This is a genomic window from Herbaspirillum rubrisubalbicans, from assembly GCF_003719195.1.
Lineage (GTDB): Bacteria > Pseudomonadota > Gammaproteobacteria > Burkholderiales > Burkholderiaceae_D > Herbaspirillum > Herbaspirillum rubrisubalbicans.
In genome coordinates, this window is sequence record NZ_CP024996.1 from 3,997,107 (window position 1) to 4,012,919 (window position 15,813).

The 15,813-nt window shown below is 61.5% G+C and carries 12 protein-coding genes; 4 read left to right on the forward strand and 8 right to left on the reverse strand.

The annotated features are described in order from the left end of the window. Nucleotides 1-124: 124 nt before the first annotated feature. Nucleotides 125-1,024 carry a carbohydrate ABC transporter permease gene (locus RC54_RS17760; protein ID WP_058896320.1) on the forward strand — a complete coding sequence of 300 codons (900 nt, stop codon included), beginning with the start codon at nucleotides 125-127 and terminating at the stop codon, nucleotides 1,022-1,024. After that, a complete protein-coding gene (locus RC54_RS17765) occupies nucleotides 1,024-1,905 on the forward strand; it encodes a carbohydrate ABC transporter permease (protein ID WP_017453014.1) in 882 nt (293 codons plus the stop codon). Before RC54_RS17760 ends, RC54_RS17765 begins: the two co-directional genes overlap by 1 nt. Before the next feature lie 76 nt (nucleotides 1,906-1,981). Here RC54_RS17765 and RC54_RS17770 read toward each other — a convergent pair whose 3' ends face one another. The 8 genes from RC54_RS17770 to RC54_RS17805 form a co-directional block, all read right to left on the reverse strand. Continuing rightward, nucleotides 1,982-2,320: a hypothetical protein gene (locus RC54_RS17770; protein ID WP_244216369.1), complete on the reverse strand. Its 339-nt coding sequence runs from the start codon at nucleotides 2,318-2,320 to the stop codon at nucleotides 1,982-1,984. 131 nt (nucleotides 2,321-2,451) lie between these two features. Beyond that, nucleotides 2,452-2,634 (reverse strand): hypothetical protein, encoded by a 183-nt coding sequence (locus RC54_RS17775; RefSeq protein ID WP_061790542.1) that lies wholly within the window; start codon nucleotides 2,632-2,634, stop codon nucleotides 2,452-2,454. Then, complete coding sequence (locus RC54_RS17780; RefSeq protein ID WP_061790541.1) at nucleotides 2,631-5,015, reverse strand: phospholipase D-like domain-containing protein; 2,385 nt, start codon at nucleotides 5,013-5,015, stop codon at nucleotides 2,631-2,633. Before RC54_RS17780 ends, RC54_RS17775 begins: the two co-directional genes overlap by 4 nt. A 4-nt stretch (nucleotides 5,016-5,019) precedes the next feature. Beyond that, complete coding sequence (locus RC54_RS17785; protein ID WP_123020468.1) at nucleotides 5,020-8,229, reverse strand: type VI secretion system Vgr family protein; 3,210 nt, start codon at nucleotides 8,227-8,229, stop codon at nucleotides 5,020-5,022. Between the two features lie 254 nt (nucleotides 8,230-8,483). Beyond that, nucleotides 8,484-9,809, reverse strand: a complete 1,326-nt coding sequence (locus tag RC54_RS17790) for a cytochrome c (RefSeq protein ID WP_174526121.1) — start codon at nucleotides 9,807-9,809, stop codon at nucleotides 8,484-8,486. A gap of 11 nt (nucleotides 9,810-9,820) precedes the next feature. Next, a complete protein-coding gene (locus RC54_RS17795; RefSeq protein WP_061790082.1) occupies nucleotides 9,821-11,602 on the reverse strand; it encodes a GMC family oxidoreductase in 1,782 nt (593 codons plus the stop codon). A gap of 2 nt (nucleotides 11,603-11,604) precedes the next feature. Continuing rightward, nucleotides 11,605-12,327 carry a gluconate 2-dehydrogenase subunit 3 family protein gene (locus tag RC54_RS17800; RefSeq protein ID WP_061790083.1) on the reverse strand — a complete coding sequence of 241 codons (723 nt, stop codon included), beginning with the start codon at nucleotides 12,325-12,327 and terminating at the stop codon, nucleotides 11,605-11,607. A gap of 198 nt (nucleotides 12,328-12,525) precedes the next feature. Beyond that, nucleotides 12,526-13,293 carry a dienelactone hydrolase family protein gene (locus RC54_RS17805; RefSeq protein WP_061790084.1) on the reverse strand — a complete coding sequence of 256 codons (768 nt, stop codon included), beginning with the start codon at nucleotides 13,291-13,293 and terminating at the stop codon, nucleotides 12,526-12,528. A gap of 336 nt (nucleotides 13,294-13,629) precedes the next feature. On the opposite strand from RC54_RS17805, the gene RC54_RS17810 reads away from it, so the two are divergent. Further along, a complete protein-coding gene (locus RC54_RS17810; protein ID WP_058896328.1) occupies nucleotides 13,630-14,748 on the forward strand; it encodes a YjgN family protein in 1,119 nt (372 codons plus the stop codon). Between the two features lie 3 nt (nucleotides 14,749-14,751). After that, complete coding sequence (locus RC54_RS17815; RefSeq protein ID WP_058896329.1) at nucleotides 14,752-15,750, forward strand: M48 family metallopeptidase; 999 nt, start codon at nucleotides 14,752-14,754, stop codon at nucleotides 15,748-15,750. Nucleotides 15,751-15,813: the final 63 nt, after the last annotated feature.

The window sequence follows — 15,813 nt, forward strand, 5'->3', positions numbered from 1 at the left end:
AAGGGGCAGGTTGTCAGGGCCTGCCAGCCCGGCGCAGCAACGTGCAGGCACGAAGACTCCAAGACGCGCGCGATCATCGTATCGGCCGCAGGCACGCCCTGCGGCCATTTCATCGAGGCACATCATGCTATCCCGATTCCTGAACAACCGTAACGTACTGGGGATGCTGTTCATGGCCCCGGCCGTGATCCTGCTGGTGGTGTTCCTGACCTACCCGCTGGGCCTGGGCATCTGGCTGGGCTTTACCGACACCAAGATCGGCGGCGAAGGCAGCTTCGTCGGCCTGGACAACTTCAGCTACCTGGCCGGCGATTCCCTGGCCCAACTGTCGCTGTTCAATACCGTGTTCTACACGGTCAGCGCCAGCATCCTCAAGTTCATGCTGGGCCTGTGGCTGGCGATCCTGCTCAACAAGAATGTGCCGCTGAAGACCTTCTTCCGCGCCATCGTGCTGCTGCCCTGGATCGTACCCACGGCGCTATCGGCACTGGCCTTCTGGTGGCTGTATGACGCTCAGTTCTCCGTCATCAGCTGGGCCCTGCACAAGATGGGCCTGATCGACCATTACATCGACTTCCTGGGCGACCCGTGGAATGCACGCTGGTCCACGGTCTTTGCCAATGTCTGGCGCGGTATTCCCTTCGTGGCGATTTCGCTGTTGGCCGGTCTGCAGACCATCTCGCCGTCACTGTACGAGGCTGCCGCCATCGACGGTGCCACGCCCTGGCAGCAGTTCCGCCACGTGACCCTGCCGCTGTTGACGCCGATCATCGCGGTGGTGATGACCTTCTCGGTGCTGTTCACCTTCACCGACTTCCAGCTGATCTATGTGCTCACCCGCGGCGGCCCCTTGAACGCCACCCACCTGATGGCTACGCTGTCGTTCCAGCGCGCCATTCCCGGCGGTGCATTGGGTGAAGGCGCGGCGCTGGCCACCTACATGATCCCCTTCCTGCTGGCAGCGATCATGTTCTCTTACTTCGGCCTGCAACGTCGCGGCTGGCAACAAGGAGGTGACAAATAATGGCCAAGAAAAAAGACGACCAGATGGAAACCCAGGGCATGGATTTCCTGCAATCGACCCCGCGCAAGTGGGTGACGATCTACATTCCGCTGCTGATCTTCCTGTTTGTGCTGCTGTTCCCGTTCTACTGGATGGTGATCACCGCCTTCAAGCCCGACAATGAATTGCTCTCGCAGACCGGCAACCCGTTCTGGGTGGTCGCCCCGACGCTGGCGCACTTCAAGAAGCTCTTGTTCGACACCCAGTATCCGGCCTGGCTGCTGAACACGGTGATCGTCTCGGTAGTCTCCACCTTCGCCTCGCTGGCGGCCAGCGTGTTTGCCGCCTATGCCATCGAACGGCTGCGCTTCCAGGGTTCCAAACAGGTCGGGCTGGGCATCTTCCTGGCCTACCTGATCCCGCCTTCCATCCTCTTCATTCCGCTAGCGGCCATCGTGTTCAAGCTGGGCCTGTTCGATACGCGCTGGGCGCTGATCCTGACCTATCCGACCTTCCTGATCCCGTTCTGCACCTGGCTCTTGATGGGCTACTTCCGCTCCATTCCCTACGAACTGGAAGAGTGCGCATTGATCGACGGTGCTACGCGCTGGGAAATCCTGGTCAAGATCATCCTGCCGCTGGCCGTGCCCGGACTGATCTCGGCGGGCATCTTTGCCTTCACGCTGTCGTGGAATGAATTCATCTATGCGCTGACCTTCATTTCATCCTCGGAAGTGAAGACGGTACCGGTGGGGATCGTCACCGAACTGGTGGATGGCGACGTGTATCACTGGGGCGCGCTGATGGCCGGGGCGCTGCTGGGCTCGCTGCCGGTGGCGGTGGTGTATTCGTTCTTTGTGGAGTATTACGTGTCGGGGATGACGGGGGCGGTGAAGGAATAAGGATTGCCCGAGGCAAGGCGATTGGCTTGCCCCAAGGAGATGCCGTCCTGCGATGCAGGCAGCATCTCCGCTTCATTCACCCTGACTCATGCAGGCGTCCCCGGGGCTCATCCGGCAGCCGTTGCGTCATCCACAATGGCTGGCCGCTGACGAACACCTCACCAGGAAGTCGCATGATGGCCTCAATGAATTGCGCCGTCTCGGTGGGCGGGTCTTTCATCAGTTCCACCACGACCGGATGCTGCACTGCCTTGCCGGAAGTGAAGACGGCCAGCAGTACGTAGTAAAGCTGGCGCTCCTGGTCCTTCAGGCCGGCGCTCAAGGCCAAGTCCCGATGTTGCGAAACGAATTCCAGCAAACGCCGGTGCGGCAGGCGATGCCAGCGACCAGGGGCGCGCAGGCCGATCTCATACATCAGCGTGTCCAGTGCCCGGGCTTGATGCCATCTTCCAGACTGCTGACCGTCCAGCGCAAGCAAGGACCCGTCCGAGTGGATTGAATCCGTCATCGCATCTCCGCACGTTTCTGGAAAGTGAAGCACGCGCTTCATTTCTCGCCCCCCAGCGCGCCGCGATGTTTGACGGAATCCGCAATTTGCCTCGCAAGCTTGAAAAACTCCTTCTTGGGGACTGGCTTGATGCCGCGTTTGATGGCTTGTTGCGCGTCCCGGATGACGTAGAGCATCAGGTCAGGGGTATCGACCTTGGCATCAGGGTCACCCTGGGTCACGACCAGATAACCGAAGTCCTCGGTGATCTTGTCGGGTCACTGTTATGTCGTGCAGTCGTCCAGAAGGACGTTTCATGTGGCAAGGAAGATCCCGGATAGCCTATTTTTCCCATATTTTTCGTCACCTTAATTGGAGGTTTTTTTTGCGGATCCCAATTTGGAATGATGGAGCTAGCTTTTTTCTGCCCGGCGGCTGTATATCGCCAACTTCTCGGAATGTAATCAAACACCGCCTCATAAGCCGCAGCATTCTCCTCAGCCTGCTTCTGAATCGCCCGCCAGCTCGCGGGAGCCGCCGGCTTCTCAATCGCCGACAGCAAATGATCAGCAGGCTTGACACCCCCGACAGCACTGGGCTTCAAACCTATCCCAAACAACTTGCGCCAGATATCCATGCGCAGCTTGCGTGCAAAATTCCTGACGGGTCGTTTCACACCATCCCCGCATAGATCGTCCTTGCTGTCATCTTGATCCGTCACCAGCAAGGCAATCTCTGAATCGCCTTCCCCGTTGAGGCTGCGATCATTGATGTTGGCGCTGCCGAAGAGTGCATAGCGGTCGTCCACGATCATCAACTTGGTGTGCACATAAACTTGCTCGGTCACGTAGCGCTCGCCCAGCTTGGCCCAATTGCGCAGGTTGAGCAGCGTGACGTATTCGAAGCAGGCCTCCACCGGGATGTGCTCCAGTTCCTTGCTCATGTCCTGGGTGGTATTGGTCAACAGACGCTCATAGTTCTTGTCGCCTTTGTCCCTGAGTTGGCGGGCACGCAAGGCGCGGCGAATGCCGTTGAGCAGGCTGTTGGTGCCGAAGGATAGCGTCTGCATGGTCCAGTAGATCTGCACGGCCACCGAGGCAGTGGTGAAGAAGTCACCTTCGGGATGCACCGGCAAGGTGATGTAGACGTGGAAGGGCTGCGGCTCTGCATTGAGGATGGCGCGCGTGATCCGCTCGATCAGGGCTTCGCAGATGGGATTCGTGGGGGGCTCGTAGAGTGTCGAACTCCTGTTGGCATCATTTTGGCGTAAGGTCCAGCTCGAGACTTTACCTAAGCCATGCTTTTGTGCGTTGATGAACTTGGCAGCAGGAGAAAGAGCCTGACTAGAAGCTTCGCCCTGAGCGGGCTTCTCGTCATGAACCGGCTTGCCCAACTTGCCGACAAAGAACTGGTTTTCGATATAGATAAAATGATCGGCCTTGCCGATCAGATTGCACATCGCCTGCTTGATGTGGTCCTCACAAGGATGGCGGTCAGTCTTGTTGAGCTGACGACTCTCCATTTTGCGTTGGCCGGCAGGTGCACTGCGCAATACTTGCACCATGGTCGAACCCGCCGCCGCAAACTGCTGCATAGGTAGCGCAGGAGGGAGGCGCACGCCGCCACTGACATGCCAGCGATCCATGAAGTTTCTAAGAATATCTGCGACGCTCGGACCTTCCATGCGCGCGTGCATGTCTTGCCAGGGCATACGTGCCTGGCGGGCCGGGTCCAGCGTCAAGCGGGATGGGGTATCGATGCTGCGACCATTGGTGGCAACGTCCACAGTGCCCGGGTCATCATAGGGAACTTGCCATTTGCTACCTTTCAGTTTTTTCAGGTCTTCATGAGGAAACAATTGCCGGCCCCCGTCGAGTTTATCCAGCGTCTCGTTCCACTGAGGATCCGACTTGGCAGTCGGCACAGATAAGGTCCGATGTATCTGCGCCGTCTTGTTCGGATCAATCGTGGTGGGCTCCGGCACTTCCAGCAGCGCCGGGATGCAAGGGTTGTAGCGATTCATAACCTCGCGTCCATCTTCATCGCACTTGAGCGTGAAGCGCTCGTCGTCATAGCGGCCGTAGGCCAGATCGATGCCGCCGACATAGGCGTAGCGCCGGTCGATGATGATGGTTTTCTGATGGTGACTGAAATAGGCTTTGTTGCTCAGGTTGAAGCTGGGGGAAGCTATTGCCGCGACAGTGCCCGGCGCCACATCCGGTTCCCGGTTGATGCTCTTGAGGATCCGGATAGTCTGCGCTTCGTAGGTACGCACCGGGCGCGTGTCATCCCAGGGCATGACGTAGATTTTCATGCCCTTCTTGCGAGCAGCGTGGAGCAGCACGTCATAGAGCCGCTTGCCAGGCGCCAGCAGCGCGTCCCAGTTGATCTGCCAGCCGGCGATGCATATCTCGCCGCTGGCGTTCTCCATCTTTTCGATGAGGTCCGCAAAATAGGCCTTGCCCGTCAGGAAGGGATGCAGAGCGTTGCCATCGCGCTTGGGCGCATAGACGTGACCGTCGTTGATCCAAAGACCGCTGGTGGTAGCGGTCTTGAAGGTCTCATCCGGCGCGGCAATGATGCTCGTGGTTCTTTTGGTTTGATTCCGGTCCATGTTGGTCATGGGCTTACTCCTTGAGTTGCTTGAGCAGGGGGGTGCCACGGGCCTTGCCGGTCTCTTGCCTGGCCAGCGCCAGAGTGGCCGCGTTCAGTGCACGACCAGCGACCTCGGCATAGTCGTCGCTGTATCCCATGGCATTGAGGGCGTGCAGGTGTTTCTGCATGTCGCTCCACGATGGGTCGTAGAGCGTGATGTCGATGTTTTGCACATGATCCAGATAGACCAGCCAGAGTTGTCCGGGCTGGGCGTTGTAGGCCTCGAGCAGAGCTTGCTGCTCGGTGTCGGAGAGGGTGAGTTTTCCTAGTGAGTCGCTGCGGCCATGCAGCAGTTTTTCGGTCACCATCAGTGCCTGCTCGGCACTCTCGGCGGCAACGATGCGCCAGGGGGTCTCAGCAAGCGCAAGCCCGTGAGGGCCAGGGATATCCTGCATATGCAGATTGAAAACGAGTTTCTTGATATCCACCGCAGTACGCGGCAGTGCCGGCAGTTGCACCAGATGCCGCACCGGCCCATCCAACCAGACCTGCCCCGCATGAACCGTCAGCTCCCCCGGACACTGCACGGTAATATTGCCGCCCTCGATGGTGATGTTGGCCCCACCCGCGGTGGACAAGCTGATCTTCTTCGCCGCGGCCCAGTTGACGGCGGCATTGGCGCTGACCAGTGTCAACTGATCGCGCGCCTGCACGCTCATGCCATCGGCCTGCGCCTGTACTGCGACATCACCTTGTGCGGCGATCATCTGCAGGCCGATACCTTGGTCACCGGCAGCACTGGCCCCCGCCAGCAGCCCGATGGCCTGCTGCGTGCGCAGTCGGAACTGGTGACCGCTGATGTGCTGCACATCCTGGCCGGCCACCAGGCTGACGCTGCGACCATTGGCCAATTGCAGATGCTGTCCCGCCACGACACCCAGTCCTTCCTTGGCGGCGATCTGGATGAGCGGCGTACTGCTGCCAGGCAGCGTCTGTCCCGCTATTTCTGCCTGACTGGCAACGGCCTGCTTCATCGCATTCATCGCATCGAGCCCCTGGCTCATGCCTACGGTGCGGTGCGTGCGGGCTGCCTCGTCGAAGCTCTTGCTGATGTGCGCGGCCTGTCGCGCCATGGCCCGCAGGCCGGTGTTGTCCGCCGCCGGATCACGATGGTGGGCACGATGTTGCACCCGGTAGCTGGAAAACAGGATGCCTGCTCCGGCACGGATCACGCCATAGGCATCGGTGCGCAGTTCCAGACCGGTGCCGCGGAAACTGCCGCGATAATTGTCGGCACTGTGGATCAGGTGGCCCAGGTTCAGTTCGCTGCCAACCTGCGTGGTCTTGAACTGGAGCCGCCCCTGGCCGTCGCTGTCATCGAAGAGCAACTGGTTGTAGCCCCAGCCACCGAATTCCTTGGAGCGGATGCCCCATTGCGCAGCCGGGTTGCGATGTCCCTCACGGTCGGCGCTGGCGCCATGCCAGGTCGGTGCCTGGGTGCCGGCCAGGTTGCCTTGTCCGCTGATGCCGGTATCGCTGGCCATGGCGAAGACCTCCATGCTGGAACAATCCTTCACCTCGCCTCCCGGCGTCGGTATCACGCCCCCCTCCCCACGGCCGTTGTAGAGCGCCCCGAGAATAATCGGTCGCTCCAGGTCGTTTTCGATGAACTGCACCAGGACTTCTTGTCCGATGCGGGGCAGGAATTGCAGCCCCATGCCCGGTCCAGCACAGCGCTGGCCTACCCGCACCCAGCAGGTGGCTCCAGCATCGTCATGCCGGCCCTGCCAATGAAAACGGATGCGCACGCGGCCCAGCCGGTCACAGCAGATTTCATCGGGTCCGTTGGCCTGGGTTTCGCCCCAGTAGCCGACCACGATGGCGCTCTGGCTGCCGCGCGCCAGGGCATGGGGACGCCGCTGCAGGCCGCTACCATCGGCCAGCACGGGCCGCCAGGGGATGTCGGCACGGATCGCTTCGAAGACATTGGCATAGCCCATGCTGCGGGCCTGCTCGATGAGCGTGTCGGTGCGTGCCAAGGGCCAGTCCGGGTGCAGAGGCTGGGTCTGCAAGCAGGCGGCGATGGCCTCTTCCAGCAAGGGTGGCAAGGGGCCGAAGAGTTCGGCCAGGGAGGCTTCGGTATCGGCCGGCAATTGGTTGATGCCCACGCCCAGCAGCGCCAGCACCGCGTACTCTTGCTGGCCCTGATGCTGCTCACGCAAGGGACCGCCCATGAGCGTGAAACGGCTGCCGGCGCGCAAGCTGCGTACCGTGCTGCGTCCACGCCAGCGCTTGTTGAGCGCTTCGGCCGCCTCCATCATCAGGCGCGCATGGCGGTCGGCTGCCTGGCTGTCGTCAGGCGCGTTCAGGCCGGCGCTGTCGTAGCTTTCCAGCCGGGGCGCCGAGCGACCACCAAAGGCATGATGGGTGGGGATGCTGGCGGCAATGGCCTGCTTGTTCTGGTCGTCGTAGCCCAGCAGCGTATAGCTGGCCGCCTGCAGGCTGCGGCAAGCCGCCAGCGCCTGGATGCTGTCCTGCTGTTCTTGCGCCCTGGCGCCGTGGAAGCGGATGCCGCCATCCGCGGCGCTGGTGACATCCTCGGCCAGGGCGCTGCGTTGCGAGGAATCGCCAAAGAACACCAGGCGATGGCCCTGCGGGCTGGCCGCATGTTCTTCCACGCGCCACGACATCCCTTCGCCCGCCAGCAGGCGGCTGATGAAGTCGAGGTGGGTCTGGCGGTATTGCACCGTGTAGCTGCGCAGCGGCAAGCGCGTCAACACGTCCAGCGCGTCGGCCGACCAGGTCCAGTCGGCGTGCTGCGGGAAGTCACGCAAGACGTCCTCGACGACATCGAGCAAGCTCTTGTCTTGCCACACGCGGCTGGTACGGGACTGCCCCAGCAGCCAGGGCCACGGCGCCATGCGTAGCCGGTAGCGACAGAAACCGCCATCGCCGCCCAACTTCGCCGCTTCATGGATGAGGCCGGTACGACGACTTCGGGTGCCATCGGCGAGCCGGGTTTCCAGCGTGGCGTGGCACCCTATCAGCGACTTCAGCGGACACTCGGCGTCCAGGCTCAGGACGATCAGTTCGCTGGCATCAACGCCATGCAACTGTTCCGAGGACACATAAGCCTGTAGCAAAAAGCGATCCTCGGCATGACCGGCGATCTGCAAGCGAAACAAACGACTGTCCGCAGAAAAACGGACCAGGCGGGACAACAAGCTGCTGGCGGCATCCATGGAGGTGGCGATGAGAAATGACGGGCCGCCATTCTTGTTCGGCCAGGGCGCCACGCAGCAAAAGCCCTGAAAATCCTGGGGAAGATTCGAAACTTGGGGACAAAAAAATCCAATTATTTTGGAGACTTGTCAGGCTTTTGAAATACAACAAAAAAGCCCACGTCTGTGAAGACGCGGGCTTTCGATTTAGCCTTCCGGGCAGCGCTCAGATCATGGCAATGATGCTGCCCGTTGGCCAGTCCGACGACCGAGGACTATTGCTTGGCCAGCGGCACCGCGCCCACCTCCACCGTCTTTTTCTCCGGCACCTGCTTGCGTACCTTGGCCACGTCCGATGCACTCACCGACGCTGCCTGGTTGCCCCAGCTGCTGCGGATAAAGGTGACCACATCAGCCACTTCCTGGTCCGACAGCCGGCTGGCAAAACCAGGCATGGCGAATTGCGTCGGGGCCTTGTGGGTCCAGGGCATTTCGGCGCCTTCCAGCACGATGCGGATCAGCGAAGCCGGATTGTCCGCATTCACCGTGGGCGACAAGGCCAGAGTCGGGAAGGTTTCTTCATACCCCTTGCCGCTACTGCGGTGGCAAGCCGCACAGTTGTTGAGGAACGTCATCGCGCCGGGACTTTGATCGCTACCCTTGCGCAAGGCCTGGTGGGTCTTGTCGTCATAGGCCAGCGCTGCCGTCCCTTCCTTGACCGGCTTGAGCGACTTCAGATAAGTCGCCATGGCCGACAGGTCGGCCTCGCTCAGGTACTGGGTACTCTGGGCGACCACATCGGCCATGCCGCCAAAGGCTGCGGAATGGCTGTTGCGGCCGGTCTTGAGGAAGGCCACGATATCGGCCTGGCTCCAGTTGCCCAGACCATCGCGGGCGTCGCCGCGCAGGTTGTTGGCCAGGTAGCCATCGATGACGCCACCGGAGAGGTACAGACTGCTGTCGTTGGACAAGGCCTTTTCCTGCATCCCGACACCTCGCGGGGTGTGGCAGGCACCGCAGTGCCCCAGGCCTTCGACCAGGTACTGGCCACGGACCAGGGGACTGTTATCCTCGGGACCATCGAGCGCCACCGCCGGTGCGAACACCTTGCGCCAGATCGACAGCGGCCAGCGCATCGACAGCGGCCAGGTGATGTCTACACCGCGATTGGGTGCGGGGTCAGCCTGCACGCCATTCATGAAGTAGGCATACAGCGCCTTCACGTCAGCCGGCTTGACCTTGGCGTAGGAGGGATAGGGCATGGCCGGATAGAGCGACGCGCCATCCTTGCGGATGCCGTGGCGCAGGGCGTTGTCGAAATCCTCTTCGCTGTAGTTGCCGATGCCGTTTTCCTTGTCCGGCGTGATGTTGGAGGAATACACCCTCCCCACGGGAGTGGCAATGGGCAGGCCACCTGCAAAGGGCTTGCCACCCTTGGCGGTATGGCAGGCCACGCAGTCCCCGGCCTTGGCCAGATACTCGCCACGCTGCACCAGCTGCTGGTCCGCCGAGGGTGCAGCGGGATTGCTCTGCGCTGCGGCGGTGAACGCGGACAGCGACATGACTGCCGCGCAGGCGGCGATGAAATAATGCTTGATCATGGTCGTCATCCTTATGCCTGTACCAGCGGGCCGGGGTTTTTCAGATACTGCTCGCGGATCGCACGGGCGGAGTGATACGCCAGCGCCGTGACCAGCCCGGTCGGGTTGTAACCCATGTTCTGCGGGAAGGCGCAGGCCCCGTAGACGAACACGTTGGGCACGTCCCAGCTTTGCAGGTATTTGTTGACCACGCTGTTCTTGGGCGTCGTGCCCATGATGGCGCCACCGGTCAGGTGGGTCGATTGATAGACCCGGGTATCCCAGGATGAACCGGTCTTGCGCACGGCCTTGACGACCTTTTCCGGGTTCATGGCCTGGCCGACCTTTTCCATCTCGCCGGCGATGTGGGTCAGCATCTTGCCTTCGTTTTCCTTCCAGTTCAGGGTCATGCGCAACAGCGGCTGACCGTTGGCATCCTTGTAGGTCGGGTCCAGCGACAGATAGCAATCGCGATAGGCCATCACCGAGCCGGACATGCCGATGGTCAGGGTGCGCTGGTAGGCATCCTGCACGCTGGCCTTCCATTCGGAACCCCAGTTGGGGACTTTCTCGCCGGGCATGGTGCCGGCCTGCTTGATGGGACGGCCACCGTAGCGCACGTGACGGATCGAGGCGCCACCGATGAAGCCCAGCGGGCCATGGTCGAACTGGTCGCCATTGAGGTCGTCCATGCCCACGCCACCGGCGCCGGTGCCGATGAAGGGATTGAATTGCGTACCCTTGGGCATGATCACGTTGATGCCACCGTTGTACTGGTAGGCGAAGTTCTTGCCGACCACGCCTTCACCGGTCACCGGGTCGTAGGGCTTGCCGATGCCGGAGAGCAGCAGCAGGCGCACATTGTGGGTCTGGAAGGCCGTCAGCAGCACCAGGTCGGCGGGTTGCTCGACCTCGCGGCCCTGGGCATCGATGTAGGTGACGCCGGTGGCGCGCTTGCCGGCGGCATCCAGGTTGACCTTGATGACCTGCGCCTTGGTGCGCACTTCGAAGTTCTTGCGCTTCAACAGCACCGGCAGGATGGTGGTCTGCGGCGAGGCTTTGGAATACATGTAGCAGCCATAGTTTTCGCAGAAGCCGCAGTAGTTGCAGGGGCCGATGCGCACGCCATACGGATTGGTGAAGGGTTGCGAAGCATTGGCGGCCGGTGCCGGATAGGGATGGTAGCCGACCTCGCGCATGGCCTTTTCCACCAGCGAGGCGCTGTACTGGTATTGCAGCGGCGGGTTGGGGAATTCATCGCTGCGTTCGCCTTCCAGCGGGTTGCCGCCAGCGACGATCTTGCCCTTGAGATTGCCGGCCTTGCCGGACACGGCCATGACCTTTTCCGAGAAATCGTAGAACGGCTCCAACTCCTTGTAGGTCACGCCATGGTCTTGGATGGTCATGCCCTCGGGGATGAATTTCTTGCCGTACTTCTGCTCGTAGTGGGAGCGCATCTCCAGCTCCTCGGGCAGGTTGCGGTACATCATGCCGTTCCAGTGGAAACCGGCACCACCCACGCCATCGCCCAGCAGGAAGGAACCATGCTGGCGGTAGGGGACGGCCACGTCCGAGAGCGTATGACGAATCGTCACGGTCTCGCGCGAGAGGTCCTGGAACAAAGCGCCGCGCACGGAATACTTCAGTTCATCGACGGCCTTGGGATACGGCGTGTCGGTATTGGTATCGCGCATGTCGCCGCGTTCCAGCGCCAGCACGTTCAGGCCGGCTTCGGTGAGCTCCATGCCCATGATAGAGCCGGTCCAGCCCAGGCCCACCATCACCACATCCACTTTGTCTTTTTTGATAGCCATGATCAGCCCTTCTCTCCCAGAATCGACACAGGGCCGTATGGATACTTGACGTTGTATTGATCCACCCAGTCGGCGAAGTCGGCGCGCGCACCGGGGAAACCGACCATCTTCCAGCCGCCCATCTTCTGGTTGCCGCCGTACATCGGGTCGGCGAAATAGCCTTCCTTGGTATTGCCCAGCATGAAGCTGAAGAAGGTCTTGGCCGGCACGGTATCAAAAGTGATCTTGCCGGCTTCCATCATCTTGAGCACTTCTACCTGCTTGGCCTTGTCGAGTTCGGCGAAGACCTTGCCGTGATTCTTGCTGCACCAGTCGTTGCAGGCGGCGATGCCCTGGCGGTAGATGTCGCGCGGTACCAGCGAGAGCTGGTAGCCCAGTTCGGGCACGCTATCCGGGTGGAAGGGGCCTTGCATGTACCACAGCTTGCCAGCGCCATAGGGGGTTTCCATCTGGCGGTCGATGAACTCGGGCACGCCGGTTTCCAGCGCGCCGGCACCGTACTGATCCGAGGGAATGAGGTGATCGACGGCGGCGTTGAGGAAAGCCCATTCGGGCGCGGTGAAGTAGGTAGGCGTGTAAGCGCGGGGCTTGCCCGGTTCGCTGCTGTCGGCCATGGCCGGCTGGGTCACGGCAACGGTGGTGGCGCCGCCTAGCGTGGTCGCAGCTGGGACGATGGCCAACACCTGGCGCAGAAAGCGCCGCCTGGGCTCTTTATCTTCTGACATGGGTATCCTTTGGATGTGGTTTTGACGAGGGTAATGCGGGACGCTGGCACAACAGGCCATGCAAGGATGCCCCCCTGCGTACCGGATGGACGCGTTCTCTTATTGTTATGGTGAAGCACCTGTGCGGCCGTTTCGGGCGCAACCGCGCAGGTTGACAAACAGATCGACAGGACGGTGGCACCGCCCTGCTTCAGGACATCAGGCCAGCACTTCGCCGAAGAAGGCCTGCAGCGCCACGGCGGCGCGCTCGGCGGTCTGGCGGTGGTAGAAGAAGCCGGGATTGTTGGCATCCGGGTCGGTGAAAGAATGACCCGCCTGGCCATAATTGACCAGTTGCCAATCGACCTTAAGCGCGCTCATCTCATCGATGAAGCCATTGACCTGCTCGCGCGGCACCGACGGGTCTTGCACGCCATGCAGCACCAGCACCCCGCCCTTGACCTTGCTGGTGGCGGGGGCCGGGGTATCGAGCGCGCCATGCAGCGACACCGTACCGCGCACTTCGCCACCATCGCGCGCCAGCTCCAATGCAGCCGTGCCGCCGAAGCAGAAACCGCAGGCGCCGAACTTGTCGGCGGCGATCTTCACGAAGGATTGCTGGCCGAACGCCTGCAAGGCCGCCTGCATACGCTTGCGCAATTGGGCACGGTCCTGCTTCAAGGGGATGATGGCGGCCAGGGCCTGGTCCGGGTTGGCCGGGCGCAGGGTCTTGCCGAACACGTCGGCCACGAAGATGGCATGGCCGGCACCGATGGTGGTGGCGGCGATTTCCAGCGCCTGCTGGCGCAGGCCGAAGTAGTTGGGCACGGTCAACACGCCCGAGGTCTGCGGCCGGGTCTTGTTGTAGAGCAGTACGCTTTCGTAGTCGATGTCATCGGCGCTGTGGGCAATGGTCTCGATGCCGAGCTCGGATGGGGGGATGCCGAGTTTTTCGGCGATGGCGGCGGTATTCCAGGACGTGGACATGGAGGCTCCTTTGGGTGGTAAAACGCCGGCCAGCGTGGAGACCGGTCGGCGTTCAGGAAACTTTTATGGTTGGCGCGGATGCGGGAGGATAAAACCTCAGGTCATCGCGTAATGCCCGTTCCTTGACCGCATCTGGGCACCAATGTTCGCACAAACAGTGCATTTCTGCAGGAGACCAGAGCAGTTGGCCTCAAAAAAATGCGAGGCCTGCCCCTACAACATCCATACATGATGCGCAATGGAGCCCGACAGCTTGACTTTTACTTCCGAGCAATAGATTCTTCCCCGACCCCACTGGCAGACCTATCCCTTACAACAACCAACACAAGAGCTTCCATGAACGATCAACCTGACTTGCCCGACTCTGCGGCCCAACCACCCTCCACGCCGCCCCAAGCACCCGCCAATTTCGCCACCACCCTGCGCGACTCGGCCGACCACAGCGCACCGCAAGGCTTCTCCTTTAGCGGCAGCGGCTCGGAGTACTTCCGCATCTGGATCGTCAACCTGCTGCTGTCCATCGTCACCCTGGGCATCTATTCCGCCTGGGCCAAGGTCCGTCGGCTGCGCTACTTCTACGACAACACCTCGGTGGCCGGGGCCAGCTTCGACTATCACGGCAATCCCATAGCCATCCTCAAGGGCCGCATCATCGCCGTGGTGGTAATGGGGCTATATCAACTGGCGGCAGCGTTCAATATCGTGCTGGGCTTGATCGCCGCCATCGCCATGGCCGTGGCTGGCCCCTGGCTGATCTGGCGCAGCCTGCAATTCAAGCTCTACAACACCAGTTATCGTGGCATCCGTTTCGGTTTTCTCGGCTCTGCCGGGGGGGTGTTCAAGAACTTCTTCCTCTGGCCCCTGCTGGCCAGTCTTTCCGTGGGCCTGCTGGCACCACTGGCCTACCAGCGCTTCAAGCGCTACCAGCATGGCCAGTCGCGCTTCGGGGCGACGCAATTCGATTTCACGGCCAAGCCGGGGGCGTTCTACAAGGTGTTCCTGATTGCATTTGGCATCTGGCTAGTCGGTTTTCTGGCCGCTATGGCCGCGCTGGTGGCGGTGGGTTACTTCCATATCTCCCTGTCGGTGATGTTGCCTCACGGCTTGCCGATCATCATCGCGCTCTATGCCTGGACCTTCGCCCTCTATCCGTTGCTGATGACGCAACTGCAAAATCTGGTCTGGAACAGCACTCGGCTGGGTGAACACGGCTTCAAGAGCACGATGCGCTGGCAGCGCGTGGTCTTCATCTTCATCACCAACCTGCTGGGCATCGCCTTCACGCTAGGGCTGTACACCCCCTTCGCACAGATCCGCATGATGCGCTACCGCATCGAGTCGCTGGCGCTGCTGCCGGGTGGCAGCCTCGATGAGTTCCTCGCCGCCAGCGAGCCCCCCGGCTCGGCCACCGGCGAAGGCCTGGGCGATCTGCTGGACTTCGACCTGTCGATGTAAGCCATGACCATTTCCGCTACCTACTACGATGGCAAGAGCTCGCGGCCGCACCAGGTCACGCTGCAGGTGAGCAATGGCGTGGCGCAACTGCGTGGCGAGGTCGAGCGGGAATGTCCGATCGCCGAGCTGCGCGTGTCCGAGCGCTTCACGCGGGCCGCGCGCAAGGTCAGCTTTCCTGATGGCGCCTACCTGGAAGTCACCGATGGACCAGCCTTCAGCGCCCTGCTGCAGGAGACCGGCCATCGCGACTCATTGGTGGTACGGCTGCAGCACAGCTGGCGCCATGCGCTGGCGGCCTGCGTGGCGCTGGTGGCGGTAGTGATATTGAGCTACCTCTACCTGCTGCCGCTGGCCGCGCAAGGCATCGTGGCCGTGCTGCCAGTGGAAGTGGATCGCCAGGTCGGACGCGGCACGCTGGAATTCCTGGACAGCCATGTGCTTTCCAAAAGCCAGCTCGATGGCCGCCGCGCTGCGGCGATTACCGCCCGCTTCAAGGCGCTGACGGCCCCCATGGACGACGCGCCGGAATACCAGATCGTCTTTCGCAAGAGCCGCATCGGTCCCAATGCCTTCGCCCTGCCCTCGGGGCAGATCGTAGTCACCGATGAGATCGTCAATCTGCTCGATGACGATGACGCCCTCATGGGCGTGCTGGCCCATGAGCTGGGGCACGTGCACCGGCGCCACCTGATGCGAAGACTGATCCAGAGCTCGGCCATCGCGGCTGCGGCCACGGTGTTGTTCGGCGACGTCTCCGCGGTACTGGCCAATATCCCCACGGTCTTGCTGGACCTGAAGTATTCGCGCGACATCGAGCGCGAGGCCGATGACTATGCCATTGCCATGTTCAAGGCCAACGGCTTGCCGCGCCAGAAGCTGGCGCTGGTGTTCGAGAAGCTGGAGCAGGTCGGCGAGGACCACAAGGATGGCCCGGCGCTGCCCTATCTGTCCAGCCATCCGGCCAATGAAGAACGCATCGCGCATATCCTGGGTACGCGCTGAGGCTACTGCAGATAAAGAAAAACCCGGGACGCTGGAGCGGCCCGGGTTGGCAAGGATATCAAG